This is a genomic window from Amycolatopsis nivea (assembly GCF_004522235.1).
GTDB classification, from domain to species: domain Bacteria; phylum Actinomycetota; class Actinomycetes; order Mycobacteriales; family Pseudonocardiaceae; genus Amycolatopsis; species Amycolatopsis nivea.
On the sequence record NZ_SDLT01000063.1, the window covers coordinates 1 to 19,735 of the forward strand.

Consider the following 19,735-nt stretch of genomic DNA (forward strand, 5'->3'; position numbering starts at 1 on the left):
CGGTCCGAGAACCCCTGGTGGTTCTCCCGGGGCCCAGACTCATGTTCGCGTCCGCTCGGAGGGCGCGCGAGGCGGCTCAGGTCCGCCCGCGCGAGGTTGCTCCGAACGGGCCCGTAGGATAGTCAATCGGCCCTCGTACGGAGGGCCGTCTTCAGAATTCCAGAGTTGTCTATGGCAGGAGGCCAGGTGTCCGAGTTCGGTCGACGTGACTCAGCGGATGAGGGGTCCGGTCGGTCGGCTCGCCGCGACCAGGACTCCCGCGGCGGCCGGTCCGACGCGCCCCGGGGAGACCGGCGCGGCGCGCGGCAGGACCGCGGCGGGCGGGACAGCCACCAGGGCCGGCCCAGGCGGGACGACCGCGGCGCACGCGGGTCCGGCGGGTTCGCCGGCCGACCCGATCGCGGCGACGGCCCTCGCGAAAACCGCGGATACGGCGCGAAGCGCGACGACGACCGCGACTTCCGCCCCCGCGGCAAGCGCGAGTTCGACCGTCCGCAAGGCAAGTCTTACGGCGACCGTTCCGGCGGCAAGCCCTACGGGGACCGTTCGGGGCGTCCCGAGGGACGTTCTTCCTACGGCGAGCGCTCCGGCGGGCCCGGCAAGTCGTACGGTGATCGTCCGGAAGGGAAGTCTTACAGCGATCGCGGCGGGCGGCCGCAGGGCAAGTCCTCGTACGGGGAGCGGTCCGGCGGGCGCTGGAACGACGACCGGCGCGGCAGCGACGACCGGCGCGGGCCGGGCGGATACCGCGGCAAGGACTCCCAGGGTGGTGGGTTCCGCGACGATCGGCGCGGGTCCGGCGGATTCCGCGACAACGACCGGCGCGGCGGTTACGGCGACCGTGACAACCGCGGTGGCAAGCCCGGCGATCGCGAGGCGCGCGGCGGCTACCGCGACGACCGCGGTGGCAAGCCGGGCGGGTATCGGGACGACCGGGGTGGCAAACCCGGGGGCTACCGGGATGACCGCGGTGGCAAGCCGGGCGGCTACCGGGATGACCGCGGCGGCAAACCCGGTGGCTACCGGGACCGGGACGACCGCGGTCCGCGCGACGGTGGATTCCGTGGCGGGAACCGGGGTTCCGGCGGATTCCGGGACGACCGGTTCGGTGGAAACCGGCGCGACGACCGCGGGTTCCGCAACGATCGCGACGAGCGTCGCGACAGCCGTCCGGGCGGGTTCCGCAATGACCGCCGCGACGAAGGCGGTTACCGCGGGGATCGCCGGGACGATCGCTCCAGCGGGTTCCGCGACAACCGGCGGGACGACCGTTCGGGCGGCTTCCGCAATGAGCGGCGCGACGAAGGCGGCTACCGCGGAGACCGGCGGGACGATCGGTCCGGTGGGTTCCGCAATGACCGCCGCGATGAAGGCGGTTACCGCGGGGATCGGCGCGACGATCGCTCCGGCGGATACCGGAACGACCGGCGTGATGACCGCTCCGGCGGGTTCCGCAATGAACGGCGCGACGAGGGCGGCTATCGGGGCGAGCGGTCCGGCGGGTTCCGTCGCGACGACCGCGCCGGGGACAAGCGGCCTGGCGGGGATCGCCGGGACGAGCGTTCGGGCGGGTTCCGCAAGGACCAGCGCGACGGTGGGTTCCGGAATGACCGTCAGGACGAGGGTGTCCGCGGGCGGCGCGACGAGGTCGAGGAGACCTCGTCGGCTGCGGTCGAGGAATCCGCGGTGGTCGACGAGGTGACTGTGGGCTCGGGTACCGCGGACGTCGAGTCGGGTGCGGGGGACCGGACCGACAGCGTCGAGGCCGCTGAGGGCCAGGAACGGCCGCAGGACAGCCGGGACGACCGCGGCGAGCGGCAGGACCGTCGGGAGCGCGACAATCGCAGCGACCGCGACAACCGTGGCAGCAGGGACAGCCGCGACAGCCGGGGTGACCGGCGTGACCGCAGGGACGACCGTCCGCGCACCAAGCGGCCGGTGACGGTCGAGGAGCAGGACGCGGCACTCGCCCGCGAGCTGCTCGAAGCTCCGGAACTGCCTGAGGACATCGAGTTCTCCGACCTCGACGAGGAAGTTCGCCGCGAGCTGCGGACCCTGCCGAAGGGGCTCGCGGAGACCGTCGGGAAGCATCTGGTCGCCGCGGGCGGGCTGGTCGACGAGGACCCGGAGGCCGCGCTCGAGCACGCGCGGTACGCGAAGACCAAGGCGTCTCGGGTGCCGATCGTCCGCGAAGGGCTCGGGCTGGTCGCTTACCACGCCGGCAACTGGCAGGAAGCGCTGTCCGAACTGCGTGCCGTCCGGCGGATGACGCGCAGCGACGAGCACATCGCGATCATCGCGGACGCCGAGCGCGCGCTCGGACGTCCGGAGCGCGCCCTCGACCTCGCCAAGGAGACCGACAAGGAACGGCTCACCAAGTCGACCCAGGTCGAGCTGGCGATCGTCGCGGCGGGCGCGCGGCGCGATCTCGGGCAGCTGGACGCGGCGGTCGTGTCGTTGCAGGGGCCGGACCTCCAGGCTGCCAAGCGCGATCCGTGGAGCGCGCGCCTGTTCTACGCGTACGCCGACAACCTCGAGGCTGCCGGGCGCAAGGAAGAGGCCGTGCAGTGGTTCCTGAACGCCGCGGAGGCCGACGCCGAGGACGAGACCGACGCCGCCGAGCGGGCCGCGGACCTGGCGAACGAGGCGAACGCGAACGAGGCGAACGGTTCCAGCGAGTCGGATGACTGACGTGGCCTACGACGCGCTGCTGTTCGATCTCGACGGCACCGTGTACCACGGGACGCAGGTGATCGAGGGCGCCGCGGAAGCCGTGGCCGCCGTGCGCGAACAGGGCACGGCGATCCGGTTCGTGACCAACAACGCGTCCAAGGCCCCGTCGGCGGTCGCGGAGCATCTCCGGGACCTCGGGATCTCCGCGGACACCGAAGAGGTGCACACGAGCGCTCAGGCGGCGGCCGGGCTCCTTCGGGACCGGCTGCCGTCCCGGGCGAAGGTGCTCATCGTCGGCACCGTCTCGCTCGGCGACCAGATCTCCGCCGTGGGACTGGAGCCGGTGCGGACCGCGGGCGACGACGTTTCCGCGGTGGTGCAAGGACATTCGCCGGAAACCGGATGGGCGGACCTCGCCGAGGCGAGCATCGTGATCCGGGCAGGCGGGCTGTGGGTCGCGACGAACACCGACACCACGCTGCCCACCGAGCGCGGGCTGATGCCGGGCAACGGGTCCATGGTCGGGGCGCTCAAGATCGCCACCGGGGCGGAGCCGGTCGTCGCGGGGAAGCCGCAGCCGCTGCTGTTCGAGACGGCCGCGCGGTCGGCGAAGGCGAAGCGCCCGCTGGTGGTCGGGGACCGGCTCGACACGGACATCGCGGGTGCGGTCGCGGCGGGGCTCGACTCGCTGTGCGTCCTCACCGGCATCGCGACTCCGGCGACGCTGCTCACCGCGATCCCGGCGGAACGGCCGACTCACCTCGCCGCCGACCTCACCGCGCTCGCGCAGCCGGCCGACGAATTGCGCGTCGGCAAGCGAACCGGCTGGGAGATCAGCGAAGGAGACGAGCTGACCGTCCGCGGCGAAGGCGACAAGCTCGACCTGCTGCGCGCGCTGTGCGACGCGGCGTGGCGCACCGGGGTCTCGCAGGTGCGCGCGGACGGCGACGCGGCCGCGGCGGCAGTGACCGGGCTCGGGCTGGCCTGACTGGTAGTTTGGGGCTGTGCACCCGAACGTTCCGCGGCCGGTTCCCGGACCCCCGCCGATCCCCGGACCCGGCCCGCAGCAGACTGACCCGCGGGCGGGCATCGACGAGGCCGTCGCCGGGCTCGACGACCTCGACACGCTGCCGCCCGCCGAGCACGTGGACCGGTTCGAGGCCGTGCACACCGAGCTGACCGTGGCCCTGTCCAGCATCGACAAGGTCTGACCGGCGTGGCCAAACGGGCCAGGCTCGACGCGGAACTCGTGCGGCGCGGACTCGCGCGCTCCCGCGAACAGGCCTCCGCGCTCATCACCGGCGGCAAGGTCACCGTGCGCGGCATGGTCGCCACGAAGCCCGCCACCGGCGTGGAAAACGACGCGCCGATCGTCGTGAAGGACGAGGACGACCCGGGCTGGGCGTCGCGCGGTGCGCACAAACTCCTTGGCGCGCTTGAGCGTTTCGGTCCCGAGGGGCTCACCGTCGAGGGCCGTCGCTGTCTCGACGCGGGCGCGTCCACCGGCGGGTTCACCGATGTGCTGCTGCGAAACGGCGCCGACAAGGTTATCGCCGCCGACGTCGGGCGCGGGCTGCTCGACTGGAAGCTGCAGACCGACGATCGCGTCGTGGTCCTCGACCGCACGAACGTCCGCAACCTGACGCCGGACGTCCTCGGCGGGCAGGTGGATCTCGTCGTCGGCGACCTTTCCTTCATCTCGCTCAAGCTCGTGCTGCCCGCGCTCGCCGAGTGCGCGCGCGACGGCGCGGATCTGCTGCCGATGGTCAAACCGCAGTTCGAGGTCGGCAAGGACCGGCTCGGCAGCGGCGGCGTGGTGCGCGATCCGGAACTGCGCGTCGAATCCGTGCTGGGCGTGCTCGCCGAAGCCGCGAAGCTCGGCCTGTCGCTGCGCGGGGTCGTCGCGAGCCCGTTGCCGGGACCCTCCGGGAACGTCGAATACTTCGTGTGGCTCCGCAAAACGGAGCCGGAAGACGCGGGCAGCGAGGACGCCGAACGGCTCGTGCGCGCCGCAGTCCAGGAAGGACCCCAGTGACCGCCGAACGTGAAGTGCTCCTCGTGGTGCACCCCGACCGGGACACCACCCGGGAGGCCGCCCGCGAGGTGTCCCAGCGGTTCGCCAAGGCCGGGATCCGGCTGCGCGTGCTCGACGAGGACGTTCTCCAGCTGATCGACCCGGACGGCTGCATGGCGAAGCCGTGCACCGTGGTCGCGCCCGAGCACAACCCGGCCGAGGGCGCGGAACTCGTGTTCGTGCTCGGCGGCGACGGGACCCTGCTGCGCGCGGCGGAGCTCGCGCGCCCGGCCGAGGTGCCGGTGCTCGGCGTGAACCTCGGCCGCGTCGGCTTCCTCGCCGAGGCCGATTCGGACGCGCTCGCCGACGCCGTGCAGCGCGTGGTCGACCGCGAATACCACGTCGAGGACCGGATGACGGTCGACGTCACGGTCACCGCCGACGGCGCGGAGATCTACCGGACCTGGGCGCTCAACGAGGCCAGCGTCGAGAAGTTCAGCCGCGAGCGGGTGCTCGACGCGCTGATCGAGGTCGACGGCCGCCCGGTGTCGTCCTTCGGCTGCGACGGCGTGCTGTGCGCGACGCCGACCGGCTCCACCGCGTACGCCTTCTCCGCGGGCGGCCCGGTGCTGTGGCCGGACGTCGAGGCACTGCTCGTGGTGCCGAGCAACGCGCACGCGATGTTCTCCCGTCCGCTCGTCGTGTCACCCGAGTCGGTGATCACCGTCGGCATCGACCCGAAGGGCCCGAAGGCGGCGCTGACCTGCGACGGGCTGCGGTCGTTCGACCTGCCGCCGGGCGCGCTGGTGCGCGTCGTGTGCGGCAAGCAGCCGGTGCGGCTGGTGCGGCTGTGGGACGGCGTGTTCACCGACCGGCTGGTGTACAAGTTCGGCCTGCCGGTGCGCAGCTGGCGCGACCGGCGCGGCGGGGAGCGCCAGGGCGGCTGATCCGCGACGCGCCCGCACAAGTGTTCGACCAGCGAAAAGAAGAGTTAGCGGACCTCGAACGCACAGAAGGTCGGTGCGGGCCGCTACCGTATGCGTCGTGCTGGCCGAGATGCGCATCCAGGGCCTCGGAGTCATCGAGGAAGCCCTGCTGGAACTGCACGCGGGCTTCACCGTGGTCACCGGTGAGACGGGTGCGGGCAAAACCATGGTCGTCACCGGGCTGCATCTGCTCTCGGGCGGACGGGCCGAGGCGTCGAAGGTCCGGAACGGGATGCTGAAGGCATTCGTCGAGGGCCGGTTCACCGTGGGCAAGGACGACGCGGCCGCCCGCATCGTCACCGACGCGGGGGCCGACGTCGACGAGGACGGCAGCGTCATCGCGCTGCGCACGGTCGCGGCCGACGGGCGCTCGCGGGCGCACCTGGGCGGCCGGTCGGTGCCGGTCGGGGTGCTGTCCGACCTGTCCGAGCAGGTGATCGCCGTGCACGGGCAGAACGACCAGCTGCGGCTGCTGCGCCCGGCCGAGCAGCGCGCGGTCATCGACCGGTTCGCCGGCGAAGACGTCGGGCGGCCGCTCGCCGCGTACCGCCAGGTCCGCGAGGAATGGCTGGCCGTCATCACCGAGCTGAGCGAGCGCTCCAACCGCTCCCGCGAGATGGCGCAGCAGGCGGACCTGCTGAAGCACGGGCTGAACGAGATCGACGCGGTCGCCCCCGAACCGGGCGAGGACGTCGAGCTCACCGAGCAGATCAAACGGCTCGCCGCGGTCGACGAACTGCGTGCGACGGCCACCGAGGCGCACGCGGCGGTGTCCGGCGCGCAGGACGGCGATCCGGACGCGCCGGGCGCGCTCGGCCTGGTCGGCGAGGCGGTGCGGCGGCTGGTGTCGGCGGAGGATTCCGCGCTGAGCGACCTCGTTCCGCGGCTGGAAGAAGCTTCTACGCTGCTGAGCGACGTCGGCGCGGAGCTGGGCAGTTACGTCGAGAACCTGGACGCCGACCCGGCGCTGCTGGAGAAGGTGCTCGCGCGGCAGGCCGATCTCAAGCGGCTCACCCGCAAGTACGCCGCGGATGTCGACGGAGTGCTGGCGTGGGCCGAAGACGCGCGCCGGCGGCTCGAATCGATGGACACGTCCGAAGAAGCCCTGTCCGCGCTGGCATTGCGCCGGGACGAGCTGGCTGTGCAGCTGGTCGCGCACGCCACCGAGGTTTCCGCCGCGCGGGGCAAGGCGGCCGCGGAACTGGCGACGGCGATCACCAAGGAGCTGTCCGGTCTCGCGATGGGGCAGGCGGAGCTGGAGATCACCGTCGAGCAGCGTCCGGCCGAGCACGGCGACCGGCAGGCGCTCGCGATCGACGGACACGCGGTGCACGCGGGCCCGGACGGCGTCGACGAAGTGGAACTGCTGCTGCGGGCGCACAACGGCGCGCCGCCGCTGCCGGTGCACAAGGCCGCTTCGGGCGGTGAGCTTTCGCGGGTGATGCTGGCGATCGAGGTGGTGCTGGCGCACGCGGACACCGTGCAGACGCTGGTGTTCGACGAGGTCGACGCCGGGGTCGGCGGCCGGGCCGCGGTCGAGATCGGACGGCGGCTCGCGCGGCTCGCGCGCACGCACCAGGTCCTCGTGGTCACGCACCTGCCGCAGGTCGCCGCGTTCGCCGACCAGCATCTGGTGGTGGACAAGGGAACCAGCGGCGGCGTCACGCGCAGCGGCGTGAAAACGCTCGACCAGGACGACCGGGTGCGCGAGCTGGCCCGGATGCTCGCCGGCATGGACGGCACCGAGACCGGCCGCGCGCACGCCGAGGAACTCCTTGCCAAGGCGGAGAAAGACAAGGCGAAGAACACCGGCGCGAAGCGCAAGCGCGCGAAGAAGGGCTGACCGGATTCCATGACCTGGGCCACGCTGGCCGACGTCGAAGCCGAACTCGCCCGCGCGCGGCGGGAGGACGATCTCGACCGCTTCCTCGGACTCCTCGGCGACGAGGAGCTGTTCGTGCCGATCCACCGGGACGAGGCGCAACGGCTCGCGCAGGACCGGACCTGGTCGCCCGCGAAAGTCTGCTGCGCGCACGGCGGCGAACCGTCGCTGCAGGTGTTCACCCGCGGCGCGCTGCCGGATTTCGGCGCGGACGTGGTCTTCCTCAGCGGCGACCTCGACTGGGCCACGCACGGTCTCGGCCACGAGGAACAGGTCGTGTTCAACCGCGGCACGCTCGGCGAATGGCGGGTGAGCGCGGCGGCCGTGCTGCCCTGGGTCGACGCGAACCCGCACCGGGTCACCGCGGTGGAGCAGCAGGTCGAGCGGCTTTACACGGCCCGGTACGGACTTCTCGACGGTCCGGTCGCGCACGCGCTCGCCTGCGGCGCGCACCAGGCGGTGCTGTCGGCCGAACCGTGGAACGTCCTCGACGCGCGCTACCACGACTACGTCGCCGAGGTCCGCGGCCTGCGCGACTGGTGGGGCGTCGCGGACGCGACGGACTGGCGGGCCGCGATGGACCGGCTGCTCGGCGATTCCTACCAGCTCACCACCGGAAACCTCGTGCTCGTGCTGCGCGCCCGCAGCGGGCTGGCGCTGGACGTCTACGGCTGGGTCGAGCTGGTCCGGCAGTGGTGCGCCGACAACGACGCCGAGGACCAGGCCGGGCCGCTCCTCGAGGCGGTGCGCCGGATCGTCCGGTACGAACAGCGGTTCCGCGCCGACGGCCTGCTCGAGCCGGACGGCGTGGTGGACAGCATCATCGGCTGGGACGTCGGCCGCGCGGTCGAATTGGCGCGCTGGGGTTTGGCGGTCGGGTACTGCGACGCGCTCACCGCGGAATTGATGGTGCTGGAAGCCGGCGCGATCGCCCGGCGCTACCACGGTTCCTGGGCGGAATTGTCCACCGGATACGTGCTGGGCAGGCTGCTCGCGCTCGACGGCGAGGAATTCGGCCCGGAATACGTTTCGGCCGCCCGGGTGCGCCACCGGCTGCTGAACGATCCCGCGAGCCCCTGGTCCAACCTCGATTTCGAGGCGGGCGGACCGCACAGTTAACCCCGGCTCCGCCTACCGCGCGACATGGCTCACCACAACGAGTCACGTCCGCATCGGCGCGTCGGCTCCGCACCCCGGCACAAATTTGTCACCATCAGCCACATGAAGCTCACTGGTCTACTCGCGCGGAACCAAGAAGCCCTCCCCGGCGTCATCGGTGTCGCGCGGGTCGACCGGCGCACGAGGGAACTGCTGCGCCGGGTCAGCGCGGGCGACATCGTCGTGCTGGACCAGCTCGACCTCGACCGGGCCACGGCCGACGCGCTGGTCGCCGCCGAGGTCGCCGCGGTGGTCAACGCGTCGCCGTCGATTTCCGGCCGGTTCCCCAACCTCGGCCCGGAAATCCTCGTGGCGGCGGGCATCCCGCTGGTCGACTCGGTCGGCGGGGACCTGCTGCGCAGCGTCAAGGACGGCACGAAGCTGCGCGTCCACGAAGGCGCGGTCTACCTGGGGGAGCGGCAGCTGGCGACCGGGGTCGAGCAGACCCCGGAAAGCGTCGCCGACCAGATGATCGAGGCGAAGGCCGGGATGTCGACCCAGCTGGAAGCCTTCTCCGCCAACACGATCGAGTTCCTGCGCCGCGAGCGGACGCTGATCCTCGACGGCGTCGGCGTGCCGGAGCTGAAGGTCCCGGTGCGCGACCGGCACGTGCTGGTCGTCGCCGCGGGGAACGGGCACGCCGAGGACCTCAAGAAGCTCAAGAAGTACATCGGCGAGCACCGGCCGGTGCTGATCGGCGTCGACGCGGGCGCGGACACCCTGCGCGCGCAGGGTTATCAGCCGGACGTCATGGTCGGCGACCCGACCGGGATCGGCACCGCGACGCTGCGCAGCGGCGGCGAGGTCGTCGTCCCCGCGCAGCCGGACGGGCACGCGCCGGGCGTCGAGCGGATCCAGGACCTGGGCATCGGCGCGGTCACCTTCCCGGCGTCCGGCAACGCCGAGGACCTCGCCCTGCTGCTGGCCGACGCGCACGGCGCGAGCCTGGTGGTCACCGTCGGATTCCAGGCCACGCTGCGGGAATTCCTCGACCACGGCCGGTCCGGGTCGAACCCGTCCACGTTCCTCACGCGGCTCAAGCTCGGCACGAAGCTGGTCGACGGCAAGGCCGTCGCGACGCTGCACCGGGCCCGGGTGTCGCTCGGCGCGGTCGCGCTGCTCGTGCTCGCCGCCATCGTCGTCGTCATCGCCGCGCTGCTGGTCTCCGACGTCGGCTCCGTCTATCTCGAGTGGATCCAGCACACCTGGTCCACGTTCGTCGCCTGGGTGAAGGGTCTCTTCACGTGATTTCCCTGCGGTACCACATCGTTTCCATCACCGCGTGCTTCCTGGCGCTGGCCGTCGGCGTGGTGCTGGGCTCGACCGCGCTCAACGGTTCGCTGCTGTCCGGGCTCGCGGACCAGAAGAAAGACCTCGGCACGCAGGTCGCCGATCTCGAAGCGCAGCGCAATTCGCTCAACGCGCGGCTGTCCGACGCCGACGCGTTCGCCGGGACGATGGGCCCGAAGGTCGTCGCGGGCGCGCTCGACAAGCGCAGCGTCGTCATCGTCACCACGCAGGACGCGCGCCCGGCCGACCGCGACGCGCTCAAGAAGCTCGTCGGCCAGGCCGGCGCCTCGGTCACCGGCGAACTCCAGCTCACCGACGCGTTCACCGACCCGGCGAAGGCCGACCAGTTGCGCGACGTCGTCACGCGGCTGCAGCCGGCCGGGGCGAAGTTCCCGACCGCGGGCGACTCCGGCACGCTCGCCGGCGCGCTGCTCGGTTCGACGCTGCTGCTGGACAAGGCGAGCGCGAAACCGCAGTCGAGCGGCGACGAACTCGCCGCCGCGCTCGGCGGGCTGACCGACGGCGGTTTCGTGAAGCCGAGCCAGGGCGTGCAGCCCGCGCAGTTGGCGATCGTGCTGACCGGAGCACAGCAGACCGGCGACGGCGCGGGGGACCGGGCCGCGACGATCGCGCGGTTCGCCGCGCAGATGGACCGCTCCGGCGCGGGCACGGTGCTCGCCGGGGACCCGGGTTCGGCGGGCGGTTCCGGCCCGATCGGGGTGGTGCGCGCGGACACCTCGGCCACGTCGATTCTGTCCACTGTGGACAACGCGGATTCGGCCGCGGGCCGGGTCGCGACGATCCTGGCGTTGCAGGAACAGCTCAACGGCGGTTCGGGACGGTACGGCATCGCGGGCAACGCGCAGGCGATCGCGCCGGGCGTGACCGCTTCGGGGAACTGAGACTTTTCGCCTCCCGCACACCAGTCGGCGGCGGCACCGGATTCCCTTCGTGGGCGAGGAAATCCGGTACCGCCGCCGACTGTGTTCGCGGATAACGCGGCGGTTTCCCTTCGGGGCGGGAAAACCAGCACAGGCAAGGCAGCGGCGCCGGGTCTCCTGTCGGGGTGGAGAACTCGGCGCCGCCGTCATTCACGCGCCTGCTGCGGGGTCAGCAGGTGCCGTTGTCGGCCCAGACCGCGGCGCTGCCGGGCGTTTCGCCTCGCGTCCACCACTTGGCGGACCAGCGGTGGCCGTTGTAGGACACGACCGCGCCGGCGTTGTAGGACTGGGAGGTGTTCCACGCCGCCGGGCACGCGGTGGTGGGACCGCCGCTGCCGGAGCAGGCTCCGTTGTCCGACCAGACGTCCGAGGTGCCGGGCTGCTCGCCCTGCGTCCACCACTTCGCCGTCCAGGTGTGGTTGTTGTACGACACGACCGCGCCGCCGTTGTAGACCTTGCCCGAATCCCAGGCCGCCGCGGTGCACTGGCCGCCCGGCGGAGTCGTGGGAGTGGTGGGCGTGGTCGGGGTCGTCGGCGTGGTCGGGGTCGTGGGGGTGGTCGGCGTCGTGGGAGTGGTGGGCGTCGTCGAGGTGGTCGGCGGCGGGCCGGAGCAGCCCTCCGTCGGCGCGGCGAGCCCGTCCACCACGGCGTGGAACAGCGTCGAATCGGGGTCGAGGTCGTAGAGCGAGAACATCATCGCGCCGCCGAGGCCGTTGCAATGGATGTAATCGGTGCGCGCCTTGATCGACTGCTTCGACGAACCGCCGTAGAAGCTCGTCCCGTCGTAGAACCACGCGGATTGCGTTGTCGGGTCCCAGAAGGTGGTCGCCGGGTTGTCGACCACGCCGGTGAGTTCCTTGTACATCGCGACGCCGGGCACGTTGCCGCTCAACGGATGCGGAGCGGACGGACCGGTCGCCGTCTGGTACAGCCCGTGGTTCGAGCCGGCCGGGACGCCGGTCCAGCCGCGGTAGTAGAACGGGATGCCCAGGGTCAGCTTCGAGGCCGGGAACCCGCCGGGGATGCCGTACGCCGGATCTCCTTGCGTGTACGCCTTCATCACCTGGTCGATGGTGTATTTCTCGGTGCCCGGCGGAATGGGCGTCGACGGGTCGTTCGGCGAGGGGTAGAGCGGGTCCTGGAAGTTCGTCGGACCGGTCTTGTCCCACGCGCCGTGCATGTCGTAGGTCATCGGGTCCGCGAAGTCCATGTACTGGTGGATCTTGTCGGTCTGGATCTTCGCGATCTTGTCCTGGCCGCCGGGCAGGGCGGCCGAAAGCGCGTAGTGCTTGCCCAGCGCGTCCAGCTGGCCGCGGAACTCGGCGAGCAGCGAGGTGAAGTTCTGGGTGTCGTTGGGGCTGTAGTGGTTGCCCGTGTGGCCGCCGGGGTGCGCCGGGTACTCCCAGTCGATGTCGAACCCGTCGAAGATGTTCGCGGCGGTGCCGGGGCCGCCGAAACCGCCCGCGGCCGGGATGTTGCCCTTGATGAACATGTCGATGCAGGAGCTCACGAACTTCTTGCGGGAGGCGTCCGTGGCCGCGGCGTCGGAGAAGTACTTCGAGTAGGTCCAGCCGCCGAGCGACAGCAGCACCTTCAGCTTCGGGTGCCGGGCCTTGAGTTCCTGCAGCTGGTGGAAGTTGCCGACGATCGGCATGTTGTAGGTGTCGGCGGTGCCGTCGACGCTGATGTCCGAGCCGAACGACTTCTGGTAGTCGGCGAACTGGTCGCCCGCGCCGTCGCCCGCGTTCGGGTCGTCCTCGCCGCCCGGGTCGGGGGTGGTCGCCTTGGTCGTCTCGAAGCAGGTGAGGTTGTTCGGGTCGATGTTCTCGAAGTCGTAGAGCAGGTAGTCGATGTTGTCGGCGATCTTGTCGACGTTCTTGAGGTAGTAGGCGTTCTGGTAGATGCTCCATTGGTCGAAGTAGGCGATGCGCAGGCCTCCCGAGGAGGGCGCGGGCGTCGCGGTGGCCGGGGCGGGCCGGGCCAGGATGGCGAGACCGGCCACGACCACGGCGGCCAGGGCGGCGCAGGCCACGGCCAGCGGTCTCAAGGTCCGGTGGGGCATAAGGGTTCTCCCTCGCACAAGCGAAGTCCGCCCGCCGCACCGGAATGCGCGGCAAGCGTCGGACATCGGGTGATCACTGCAGGAGCGGGGGCCGGCCCGTAGTCGAATGTGAACCAGGGCACAGCCGGAGTCAATACTGTGGACTAGACCAATTTCCGCGCCTGGGCGTTTTGTGGTGAAGTGTCCGGAAAGGCCCGACGAACGGCCTGTTCCAAGCGGGGCGAGTGGTCCGGACCACCGCGGGGTTCCGGTTCACCCGTACGGGTGTGGCTGATCCGACACCCGTCCCGTCCGGCATCAGGCGGGTCTCAGGAAGATCATGGGTGGTTCACAGCTGCGCACGAGAGCCTGGCACCATGAGCGCCAACGACCCCGGGAGCACGGCCGAACGATGACCACTACCGAGATCCCGCTCGTCCGTGCGGACGAGCCGGCGCCCGTCCGATCGCCGCACCTGCGTCAGCTCGATTTGTACCGGGTCGTCACGTTCGCCCTGGTCATCCTCATCCACGTGGTCGGCTCTACGACCTTTCCGCAGGACGTCGTCGCCGACGCGATCCAGACCCCGCTGCACCTGACCCGCGAGGCGTTCTTCGCGCTGACCGCGTTCGTGCTCGTGTTCGGCTACCGGGACCGGCCGGTGCGGACCGGGAAGTTCTGGCGCAGGCGGTTTCCGCTGGTCGCCATTCCGTACGTGACCTGGACGGTCATCTACCGGGTCTACACGCTGATCACCTCGGGCCAGCCGTTCGGGTCGGTCGGCGCGCAGCTGCGCACGCTCGGGCTGGACCTGCTCACCGGGAACGCCTGGTACCACATGTATTTCATGCTGGTGACGCTGCAGGTGTACCTGCTGTTCCCGCTGCTGGCCAAGATGTTCGACCTGATCCGCCGCCGTCCGTGGACCGTGCTGGCGGTCTCCGGCACGATCCAGGTCGCGGTCGCGATCTTCATGAGCTACCCGCCCGCCGCGCTGGGCTACGTGTTCGTCAGCAAGTTCTTCGCGACTTTCCTCGTCTACCAGTTCTACATGCTGCTCGGCGCCGCGGCGGCCCTTCACTTCGAGGCGGTGCACGCCTGGCTGCGCACGCACACGCGCTGGGTCCTGCTGGCGATGGCGGGCGGGCTCGCGATCGCGGAGACCGGCTACTTCGTGAGTGTCCACTTCGGAGAGTGGCCGGAGATGGCGTCGGACGCCTTCCGCCCGTACCTGATCCCGTGGTTCGTCGCGGTGATCGCCGGCATCTACCTCGCGGGCGCGCGATGGGCGGAGAGCAGGCAGCGCGGCGGGAGGTTCGTGTCCTGGGCGGTGAACCGGTCGTTCGCGGTGTTCCTGACCCACCCGATCGCGATCGCGGTGCTGGACCCGCTGTTCGTCTTCGTCGGCGACCGCTACGGCGCGCCGTGGACGACGCTGGTGGCGTACCCGGCGACGGTCGCGCTGACCTTCGCGATCGTCGAGGTGCTGCGGCGGCTGCCGTGGAGCAAGGCGCTGACCGGGCGCGCCCGGGTGCCGGTGCGCGGCTGAGCGGTCAGCCCGGCCAGGTGCGGTGCTTGTCGAGCGGCCGCGCGTAGGAACCGGCCCGGCTGGTGCGCAATCCCAGTGCCACCAGGGATTCCGCGAGCCGGACCGCGGCGGCGACGCCGTCGACCACCGGGACGTCGAGCATCGCCGACATCTTGCGGTCCAGCCCGGTCATCCCGGCGCAGCCGAGCACGAGCACTTCGGCGCCCGCGTCGCGCGCCCGCAACCCCGCGGTGAGCAGCGCGGATTCCGTGCGTTCCTCGTCGCGCAGCTCCAGCACGCTCAGCCCGGTGCCGACGACCGCGACGCAGTTGGCGGCCACTCCGGCCGAGTGCAGGCTGTCCTCGATCAGCCCGCACGTGCGGTCCAGCGTCGTCACCACGCCGTACCGGCGGCCGAGCAGCCCGGCGAGATGCGCCGCGGCCTCGGTGATGTCGACCACCGGCACGTCCAGCAGTTCCCGCGCGCCCTCGCGGCCGTGCTCGCCGAACCCGGCGAGGACGACCGCGTCGAACGTTTCCCCGGTGGTGCGCAACAGGTCCAGCACCGCGGCGGCGGACAGGAAGCTGTCCAGCCAGCCCTCCGCCGATTCCGGGCCCCACTTCGGCGTCAGTGCGACGATCTCGGTGCCGGGGCTGGCCGCCGCCCGGGCCCCGGTCTCGATCTCCTTCGTCATGGCCTCGGTGGTGTTGCAGTTGGTGACGAGGATCCGCATCAAGCCCTCCGCTGGCGGTACGAAACGGCGTAGTAGAGCAATCCGGCGCTGGCGGTGCCGAGGAACCACGAGTACGGCGCGGCCGGCGCGAAGAACGGCACCAGCGCGATCACCGCGGACAGCACCGCGCACGGGAAGAAGGCCGCCATCGCGCGCGGATTCACCTGGGGGTACTTGCCGTCGCGCACGAACAATTGCTCGACGTCGACCTTGCCGCGGCGGATCAGGTAGTAGTCGACGATCATGATCCCGAACAGCGGCCCGAGGAACGCGCCGAGCCCGCCGAGGAAGTAATTGACCACCACCGGCGACGAGTACAGCTTCCACGGCAGCACGCACAGCGCGGCGACGGCGCTGATCATCCCGCCGACGGTGAACGAGATCCGCTTGGGCCAGATGTTGGCCAGGTCGTAGGCGGGGGAGACGAAGTTCGCGACGATGTTGACGCCCATGGTGGCGATGGCGAAGGTGAGCGCGCCGATGATCAGCACCGGGGTGTTGTGCACGCGGGCGAGCAGTTCGGCCGGATCGGTGATCGCCTCGCCGAACACCTGCAGGCTGCCCGCGGTGACGATCACCGACAGCAGCGCGAACGCCGTCGAGTTCACCGGGAGGCCCCAGAAGTTGCCGCGCCGCACCGTTTTCTGGTCCGGGGCGTTGCGGGAGAAGTCGCAGAAGTTGAGCATCAGCGTGCCGTAGGTGGACAGGATCAGCCCGGCCGCGCCGAACCACTGCCGCACCTGCTCGCCGCCGGACAGCCGCCGCGGGCTGCTGGTGAACGAGATGTGCCAGTGGCTCGCGGCGAGGATCCACACCGCGAGCGCGATCATCACGATCCAGATCAGCGGGCCGCACCAGTCCTGGAACTTGCGCACCGCCTCCATGCCGCGGGTCAGCACGAACGCCTGCACCAGCCACAGCGCCACGAAGCACATCCAGCCGAGCGCGTGCAGGCCGAGGAAACTGTGCTCGGTCAACGGTTTCAGGCCGGGGTCGATCGCCAGCACGAGCAGGGTGATCGCGACGCTCGCGAGATAGGTCTGGATGCCGTACCAGAAGATCGCGATCACGGCGCGGATCAGCGCGGGCAGGTTCGCGCCGAACGTGCCGAAGCTGATCCGCGCGACCACCGGGAACGGGACGCCGGTGCGCTGCCCGATCCGGCCCATCAGGTTCATCCCGAAGAAGATGATCACGAACCCGAACAGCAGCGCGGTGAACACCTGCCAGGCCGACAGGCCGAGCACGAACAGGCCGGCGGCGAAGGTGTAGTTGCCGAGGTTGTGCACGTCCGACATCCAGAGCGCGAAGATGTCGTAGACCTTCCAGCGCCGCTCCTCGGCGGGCGCCAGGTCCTCGTTCCACAGCCGCGGGTCGGGTTTCGGCTGGACGTCCGCGCTGGTTTCGGTGGACGGGGCGTGCGTCATTGCAGACCTCCGGTCGACGTGCCGGCAGCTTTGGGATCCCAAACTTGGGATCCCAAATATCGCGCCGCAGGTCTGCTGAGTCAACCCTCTGCCCGATAAACTCGCGAATGGCCGGTGTCGGCGAGAGGGGGTCAGGTGGGCGCCACGGAGGAGCGGCAGCCGCTCGCGGCGACGCGTGCCCGGGTGCTCGACGAGCTGCGGGAGCGGATCCTGATAGGGCGGCTGAAGCCGGGGGACCGGCTGGTCGAGCGCGAACTGGCCGACGATCTCGGGGTCTCGCGGGTGCCGGTGCGCGAGGCGATCCGCAGCCTGGAATCCGAGGGGTTCGTGGTCGTGCCCTCGCCCCGGCGGGTGGTGGTGCGGCAGCTGGCGCGAGTGGACGTCGAGGAGCTGTTCGACGTCCGGGAGGCGCTGGAGAGCCTCGCCGCCGCGCGTGCCGCGGAACGGGCCGGGAAGCCGGAGATGCGCCGGCTGGAGCGGCTGCTAGCCGAGTCCGCGCGGGTCACCCAGGGTGGCGACGGCGCGCGGATTTCGGAGGTCAACAGCAGGCTGCACGACGAGATCATCGCCATCGCGGGCAACCGGCTGCTCACCACGATGCTGCATCCGCTCGAAGGCCAGCTGCGGTGGCTGACCAGCCAGAACGAGCACTGGGGCGAACTGCTGGACGAGCACCGCCGCCTGGTGGACGCCATCGGGTCCGGCGACGTGGAGCGGGCGCGCGAGTACGCCGCCGAGCACGTCCGGGTCAACCGCGCGGTGACGTTGCGCGACCTCTTCGGGGACGACGAGCGGGACGAGCGTCCCGCGGGCTGACCTCTAGTAAGGTGACCCTAACTTCAAGCGAGGGGGTCGCTGGTGGCGCACGTGCAGGGCGAGCCGGAGTGGGTGTCCGCCAAGGACGGACGACGGCTGTACGCGATGGTGCTGCGGGGCCCGGAGAACGCGCCGACTGTGGTGTTCGAGGCGGGCGCGGCGGCGAGCCGGTCGTCGTGGGGGCTCGTGCAGCCGCTGGTCGGCGAGTTCGCACGGGCGGTGGTGTACGACCGGTCCGGGCTCGGCCGCAGCGCGCCGGATCCGGCCGGGCGCACGCTGGACCGGATGGCCGACGACCTCGTGGACGTGCTGAGCCACTTCGGGCCGGGGCCGTACGTGCTCGTCGGGCACAGTGCCGGGGGACCGATCGTGCGGCTCGCCGCTTCCCGGACTTCCGCTCAGGTGTCGGGGCTGGTCCTGGTCGACCCGACCGACGAGGCGGCGGAAGTGCTGTTCTCGCCGCGATTCCGCAGTCTGGAACGGAAACTGCTGCGCACGGGCCGGATCCTCGCGGCGACCGGATTGCTGAAGTTCTTGTACCGCCCCATGCTGCGGGCCGCGCCCGAAGACGTCCGGCGCGATCTGGTGCGGGAAGGCTTTACGCCGCAGGTGTTGCGCACCCAAGCCGAGCAGGCGCGGACCTTCCTCGACGAACTGGAAGCCTGGCGGACGAATCCGCCCGCGCTGAGCGGTTGTCCGGTGACGGTCGTGTCCGGCGGCCGGGCCGGGGACGGGATGAACGCCGCGGTGCGTGCGGAGGCGAATGCCGCGCATGCGCGACGGGTGTCGCCGCGGGGACGGCATCGGATCGCGGAGGAGTCCGGGCATCTGGTGCCGATCACCGAACCCGAGGTGGTGGCGGAGGAGGTCCGCCGGTTGCTCAGCTGACGGCGTCGCTCCATGTCTCGACGAACTTCGGGAACGTCTTGCCGACCGTGTCCGGGTTCTCGACCAGCACGCCGGGCACGCGCAGCCCCAGCACCGCCGCCGCCATCACCAGCCGGTGGTCTTCGTAGGTGTGGAAGACGCCGCCGTGCATCGGGGCGGGAGTGATTTCCAGGCCGTCCTCGAGTTCGGCGACGCCCGCGCCCAGGCCGGACAGTTCGGTCGCCAGCGCGGTGAGCCGATCGGTCTCGTGGCCGCGCAGGTGCGCGACGCCGGTGATGCTCGACGGGCTCTCGGCGAAGCACAGCATCGCCGCGATGACCGGGGTCAGCTCGCCGACCTCGTGCAGGTCGAGGTCGATGCCGGGGAACGCGCCGCCGCCGGTGACGACCAGGCCGTCGTCGTCCAGCGCCGCTTTCGCGCCCAGTTCGGTCACCAGTCCGCGCAGCCAGTCTCCCGGCTGCGTGGTCTGCTTCGGCCAGCCGTGCACCCGGACCGTCCCGCCGCCGACGACCGCGGCGGCCACGAACGGGGCCGCGGTGGACAGGTCCGGCTCCACGACGTACTCCGGGCACGACAGTTTCGCCGGCTCCACGTGGAATTCCGTGCCGGAACGCTCCACTGTGGCCCCGAACCGGCGCAGCATGTCCAGGGTCATCGCGATGTGCGGTTCGCTCGGCGGGGCGCCGCCGACCAGTCGCACCGTCACGCCCCGCTCGAACGCCGGGCCGGCGAGCAGCAGCGCGGACAGGAACTGGCTGGAGGCCGACGAATCGAGGTCCACCCGGCCGCCGCGCAGCCCGCCGGTGCCGTGCACGGTGAACGGCGGCGCGCCGCGTCCGCCGTCGTCGATCCGCGCGCCGAGCTTGCGCAGCGCGGCCAGCAGCGGGTCGATCGGGCGGCGGCGGATCGCGTCGTCGCCGTCGAACTGCACCGAGGCGTCGCCGAGGGTGGCGAGCGCGGGCGTGAAGCGGGCGACCGTCCCGGCGTTGCCGAGCGTGACGGTCGCTTCGTCGCCGCGGCCGCTGATGGTGCCCAGCGGGTGGACGAGGAAGCCGTCGATGGTCTCTTCCGAAAGCGCGCCCAGCGAGGCGAGCGCGGCCAGCATCAGCCGGGTGTCGCGCGAATCGAGCGGATGGCGCACCCGTGTGGGGGCGCTCGCGAGCGCGGCGAGGACGTAGGCCCGGTTGGTGATCGACTTCGATCCGGGGACGCGAACCGCGGCGTCCAGCGAGGCGCCCGCGACCGGGGCGGTCCAGTGGTCATCGCGGATGTTCGGCACGCGCGCAGCCTAGCGCGGCGCGGGTGAACCGATTCCGCCGCGCCGGGAAGAGGCGTCGGCGAGCGATCTGCCGGGAGTG

The 19,735-nt window shown here is 71.3% G+C and carries 16 protein-coding genes; 12 read left to right on the forward strand and 4 right to left on the reverse strand.

From position 1 onward, the window contains the following. The first annotated feature begins 186 nt into the window (after positions 1-186). The 9 genes from EIZ44_RS45845 to EIZ44_RS41725 all read left to right on the forward strand — a co-directional run bounded on the left by EIZ44_RS45845 (position 187) and on the right by EIZ44_RS41725 (position 10,905). Positions 187-2,691 (forward strand): hypothetical protein, encoded by a 2,505-nt coding sequence (locus EIZ44_RS45845; protein WP_240691558.1) that lies wholly within the window; start codon positions 187-189, stop codon positions 2,689-2,691. Next, positions 2,684-3,661 carry an HAD-IIA family hydrolase gene (locus EIZ44_RS41690; protein WP_134734324.1) on the forward strand — a complete coding sequence of 326 codons (978 nt, stop codon included), beginning with the start codon at positions 2,684-2,686 and terminating at the stop codon, positions 3,659-3,661. Before EIZ44_RS45845 ends, EIZ44_RS41690 begins: the two co-directional genes overlap by 8 nt. A 16-nt stretch (positions 3,662-3,677) precedes the next feature. After that, a complete protein-coding gene (locus tag EIZ44_RS41695) occupies positions 3,678-3,884 on the forward strand; it encodes a hypothetical protein (protein ID WP_009079580.1) in 207 nt (68 codons plus the stop codon). 5 nt (positions 3,885-3,889) lie between these two features. Continuing rightward, positions 3,890-4,708 carry a TlyA family RNA methyltransferase gene (locus EIZ44_RS41700; RefSeq protein WP_134734325.1) on the forward strand — a complete coding sequence of 273 codons (819 nt, stop codon included), beginning with the start codon at positions 3,890-3,892 and terminating at the stop codon, positions 4,706-4,708. Further along, positions 4,705-5,634, forward strand: a complete 930-nt coding sequence (locus EIZ44_RS41705) for an NAD kinase (RefSeq protein ID WP_037815439.1) — start codon at positions 4,705-4,707, stop codon at positions 5,632-5,634. Before EIZ44_RS41700 ends, EIZ44_RS41705 begins: the two co-directional genes overlap by 4 nt. A gap of 97 nt (positions 5,635-5,731) precedes the next feature. Continuing rightward, the gene (gene recN, locus EIZ44_RS41710; protein ID WP_167754448.1) at positions 5,732-7,516 is read left to right on the forward strand and encodes a DNA repair protein RecN; all 1,785 of its coding nucleotides are present in this window, start codon (positions 5,732-5,734) and stop codon (positions 7,514-7,516) included. A gap of 9 nt (positions 7,517-7,525) precedes the next feature. Continuing rightward, a complete protein-coding gene (locus EIZ44_RS41715) occupies positions 7,526-8,674 on the forward strand; it encodes a DUF1266 domain-containing protein (protein ID WP_037815442.1) in 1,149 nt (382 codons plus the stop codon). Positions 8,675-8,776: 102 nt separating this feature from the next. Then, positions 8,777-9,961 carry a putative cytokinetic ring protein SteA gene (steA, locus tag EIZ44_RS41720; RefSeq protein ID WP_037815443.1) on the forward strand — a complete coding sequence of 395 codons (1,185 nt, stop codon included), beginning with the start codon at positions 8,777-8,779 and terminating at the stop codon, positions 9,959-9,961. Continuing rightward, a complete protein-coding gene (locus EIZ44_RS41725; protein WP_037815445.1) occupies positions 9,958-10,905 on the forward strand; it encodes a copper transporter in 948 nt (315 codons plus the stop codon). The genes steA and EIZ44_RS41725 overlap by 4 nt, the downstream gene beginning before the upstream one ends. Before the next feature lie 208 nt (positions 10,906-11,113). Here EIZ44_RS41725 and EIZ44_RS41730 read toward each other — a convergent pair whose 3' ends face one another. Then, positions 11,114-13,006, reverse strand: a complete 1,893-nt coding sequence (locus EIZ44_RS41730) for a glycosyl hydrolase family 18 protein (protein WP_037815448.1) — start codon at positions 13,004-13,006, stop codon at positions 11,114-11,116. 391 nt (positions 13,007-13,397) lie between these two features. On the opposite strand from EIZ44_RS41730, the gene EIZ44_RS41735 reads away from it, so the two are divergent. Continuing rightward, a complete protein-coding gene (locus EIZ44_RS41735; RefSeq protein ID WP_037815449.1) occupies positions 13,398-14,534 on the forward strand; it encodes an acyltransferase in 1,137 nt (378 codons plus the stop codon). 4 nt (positions 14,535-14,538) lie between these two features. On the opposite strand, the gene EIZ44_RS41740 is transcribed toward EIZ44_RS41735, so the two are convergent. Both EIZ44_RS41740 and EIZ44_RS41745 read right to left on the reverse strand, forming a co-directional pair. Continuing rightward, positions 14,539-15,246 carry an aspartate/glutamate racemase family protein gene (locus EIZ44_RS41740; protein ID WP_037815451.1) on the reverse strand — a complete coding sequence of 236 codons (708 nt, stop codon included), beginning with the start codon at positions 15,244-15,246 and terminating at the stop codon, positions 14,539-14,541. Further along, positions 15,246-16,673, reverse strand: a complete 1,428-nt coding sequence (locus tag EIZ44_RS41745) for an NCS1 family nucleobase:cation symporter-1 (RefSeq protein WP_134734326.1) — start codon at positions 16,671-16,673, stop codon at positions 15,246-15,248. The genes EIZ44_RS41740 and EIZ44_RS41745 overlap by 1 nt, the downstream gene beginning before the upstream one ends. Before the next feature lie 135 nt (positions 16,674-16,808). Between EIZ44_RS41745 and EIZ44_RS41750 the strand changes: the two genes are divergently transcribed. Both EIZ44_RS41750 and EIZ44_RS41755 read left to right on the forward strand, forming a co-directional pair. Further along, entirely contained in the window at positions 16,809-17,489 is a 681-nt protein-coding gene (locus tag EIZ44_RS41750) for a GntR family transcriptional regulator (protein WP_037815456.1), read from the forward strand. Positions 17,490-17,531: 42 nt separating this feature from the next. Next, the gene (locus tag EIZ44_RS41755) at positions 17,532-18,377 is read left to right on the forward strand and encodes an alpha/beta fold hydrolase (RefSeq protein ID WP_134734327.1); all 846 of its coding nucleotides are present in this window, start codon (positions 17,532-17,534) and stop codon (positions 18,375-18,377) included. Here the strand turns inward: EIZ44_RS41755 and aroA are convergent. Continuing rightward, positions 18,370-19,656, reverse strand: coding sequence for a 3-phosphoshikimate 1-carboxyvinyltransferase (gene aroA, locus EIZ44_RS41760; protein WP_134734328.1), 1,287 nt, complete (start codon positions 19,654-19,656; stop codon positions 18,370-18,372). The genes EIZ44_RS41755 and aroA overlap by 8 nt on opposite strands. Positions 19,657-19,735 lie beyond the last annotated feature (79 nt).

Coding starts and splice junctions, on each gene's coding strand:
- EIZ44_RS41730 (WP_037815448.1), bottom strand. CDS start 13,006: ATGCCCCACCGGACCTTGAGACCGCTGGCCGTGGCCTGCGCCGCCCTG.
- EIZ44_RS41735 (WP_037815449.1), top strand. CDS start 13,398: ATGACCACTACCGAGATCCCGCTCGTCCGTGCGGACGAGCCGGCGCCC.
- EIZ44_RS41690 (WP_134734324.1), top strand. CDS start 2,684: ATGACTGACGTGGCCTACGACGCGCTGCTGTTCGATCTCGACGGCACC.
- EIZ44_RS41740 (WP_037815451.1), bottom strand. CDS start 15,246: ATGCGGATCCTCGTCACCAACTGCAACACCACCGAGGCCATGACGAAG.
- EIZ44_RS41715 (WP_037815442.1), top strand. CDS start 7,526: ATGACCTGGGCCACGCTGGCCGACGTCGAAGCCGAACTCGCCCGCGCG.
- EIZ44_RS41745 (WP_134734326.1), bottom strand. CDS start 16,673: ATGACGCACGCCCCGTCCACCGAAACCAGCGCGGACGTCCAGCCGAAA.
- steA (WP_037815443.1), top strand. CDS start 8,777: ATGAAGCTCACTGGTCTACTCGCGCGGAACCAAGAAGCCCTCCCCGGC.